At 64.9% G+C, this 2,151-nt stretch carries 1 pseudogene; it reads right to left on the reverse strand.

Features of this window, described 5'->3' with window-relative positions:
• Positions 1 to 2,151: pseudogene (locus A5707_RS14130) on the reverse strand (non-ribosomal peptide synthetase); the annotation flags it as partial.

Genomic DNA, 2,151 nt, shown 5'->3' on the forward strand with positions numbered 1-2,151 from the left:
AACGCCACCGCCATGTTGTAAATCGGCGACGGTCCCTGCAACTGATCCAAGAACCACAACCGGTTCTGGGCAAACGACAACGGCAGCACCGCCGGCCGCTCACCGGCCACCAACGGCTCCAAGCCACGTCCGTCAGAACCCAGCCGCGGCGCCAACTGCGCAACAGTGGGCGCCTCGAACAACACCCGCACAGCCACACTGGCATCCAAAGATTTGTTGACCGCCGCGATCACCCGCATCGCCGACAACGAATCTCCGCCAAGTTCGAAGAACGAGTCGTCGACGCCGACACGCTCAAGCCCGAGAATGTCGGCAAAGATGCCGGCCAGGATCTCCTCGACAGGATCGGCTGGAGCGCGGTAATGGTCAGCATGCTGATATTCCGGTGCGGGCAGTGCTCGGGTATCAAGTTTGCCGTTGACCGTTAGCGGCAGGGCATCCAGTTGTACCACCGCGGCGGGCACCATATAGCTCGGCAGCCGTTGCGCCAGGTCGCTATGTGCGACGGCCAGGTCGGCGGAGCCGGTCACATAGCCGACCAGACGTTTGTCGCCGGGGTGGTCCTCGCGGGCGATCACCACCGCCTGTTCCACGCCGTCGAGTGCGGCCAGCGCGGCCTGGATCTCCCCCAGCTCGATGCGATACCCGCGGATCTTGACCTGTTCGTCCGCGCGGCCCAGATACTCCAGTTCCCCATCCTGGCCCCAGCGCACCAGATCCCCGGTGCGATACATCCGTGTACCCGGGGCCCCGAAGGGACTGGCCACAAACCGCGACGACGTCAACGCTGACCGACGCACGTACCCATGCGCCAGCCCGGCGCCGGCTACGTACAACTCCGCCACGACCCCAGCGGGCACCGGACGCAGCCACCCGTCGAGCACGAAAAAGCCCAGATGTCCTAACGGCCTGCCAATGGGGCTGGTGCTGCGATCGACGTCGGCTTCGACGATCTCGCGGAACGAGGCATGCACCGTCGTCTCGGTGATGCCGTACATGTTGATCAGTCGCGGCAGCCTGGGATGCTTCTCCAGCCAATTCTCAAGACGCTGCGGTTCGAGCGCTTCCCCACCAAACACCACCGTCTCGAGCCTGAGTTGAGCTCCCAACTCGGGGGCGAGCGCATCAGCGGTTTGCAACGCATAAAAGGCCGAGGGGGTTTGACTCAACACACTGACCTGTTCGGTGGCCAGCAACGCATGCAGGTCTTGGGGCGAACGCACGACCGGGTCCGGCACCACCACCAGGCGCCCACCCCGCAACAACGCACCCCAGATTTCCCACACCGAGAAGTCGAAGGCCAACGAATGGCACTGCGACCACACTTGTCGCGCCGACAGCTCCAGATCAGCATCGAGCGTTTCCAGTAGCCCGACCACGTTGCGGTGCGGGATCGCCACGCCCTTAGGCAATCCCGTGGTGCCCGAGGTGTAGATCAGATACGCGATGTCGTCGGGTCTTGGGGTGGGCAGCGCAGTGCGCGGTTGGCTATCGGCAGTGGGGTCGTCGATATCGATGACCGTCACCTGATGGCCGTCCAGCCGACCAGCCAGTCCGGCGGTGGTGAGGGCGGCGACCGGCGCGGCATCGGCCACCATGAACGCGATGCGGGCATCGGGATGACCTGGGTCGATGGCCAGATAGGCCGCCCCGGTTTTGAGCACCGCCAGCAACGCCACGACCGCATCAGCCGATCGCGGCATCAGCAGCGCAACAGACTTCCCCGGACCGGCACCGTAGCCAATCAGCAAGTGCGCCAACCGGTTCGACGCTTCGTCGAGCTCGCGGTACGTCATCGAGCGGCCGTCAAAGGTCAGGGCCACGACCTCCGGTGTGTGCGCCACCTGCGCGGCGAACAACGCCGGAATCGACCCCAGTCGGGGTCGGCAGGCTCAATACCGCTCGGTTGCCGATCTCGTCGAGGCGGACATATTCCTGTGCGTCGAGCACATCGACCGACGAGACGCGCCGGGCCGGATCGGCGGTCATCGCCGTCAGCACTCGCCGCAACCGCTCGATCAGCGTTTCGATGCTCACCGCGTCGAATACGTCGGTGCGGAATTCCACGGTTCCGCCGATCCCGGCGGGCGCGCCATTGTCGGTGAAACGTTCGGCGAGGGACAACGTCAAATCCGTACGCGCGGTGTGGGT

Origin of the sequence: Mycobacterium kyorinense (genome assembly GCF_001672775.1) — a bacterium.
Lineage (GTDB): Bacteria > Actinomycetota > Actinomycetes > Mycobacteriales > Mycobacteriaceae > Mycobacterium > Mycobacterium kyorinense_A.